Genomic DNA, 378 nt, shown 5'->3' on the forward strand with positions numbered 1-378 from the left:
CTTCCGATTTTGTGTCTATTTTTCATGTAAAGGTAATTTTGATGTCTAAGATTAAAGGTAACGTTAAGTGGTTTAATGAGTCCAAAGGATTCGGTTTCATTACTCCGGAAGACGGCAGCAAAGACGTGTTCGTACACTTCTCTGCAATCCAGACTAATGGTTTTAAAACTCTTGCTGAAGGTCAGCGCGTAGAGTTCGAAATCACTAACGGTGCCAAAGGCCCTAAGAGTGCTAACAAAATGTTGCCGAACAACAAGCCAACTGCGACCACGGTCACAGCGCCTGTAACGGTACCAACAGCAAGCACAACCGAGCCGATTGTCAGCAGTACATCAACCAGTACGCCTATCTCCACCTGGCGCTGGCCGACTGAGGGCA

At 46.8% G+C, this 378-nt stretch carries 1 pseudogene; it reads left to right on the top strand.

Annotation, left to right across the window (positions count from 1 at the left end):
- Window positions 1-41 precede the first annotated feature (41 nt).
- Window positions 42-242: pseudogene (gene cspE, locus C5750_RS26210) on the top strand (transcription antiterminator/RNA stability regulator CspE); the annotation flags it as partial.
- Window positions 243-378: the final 136 nt, after the last annotated feature.

Origin of the sequence: Phyllobacterium myrsinacearum (assembly GCF_002980555.1) — a bacterium.
GTDB classification, from domain to species: Bacteria; Pseudomonadota; Alphaproteobacteria; order Rhizobiales; family Rhizobiaceae; genus Phyllobacterium; species Phyllobacterium myrsinacearum.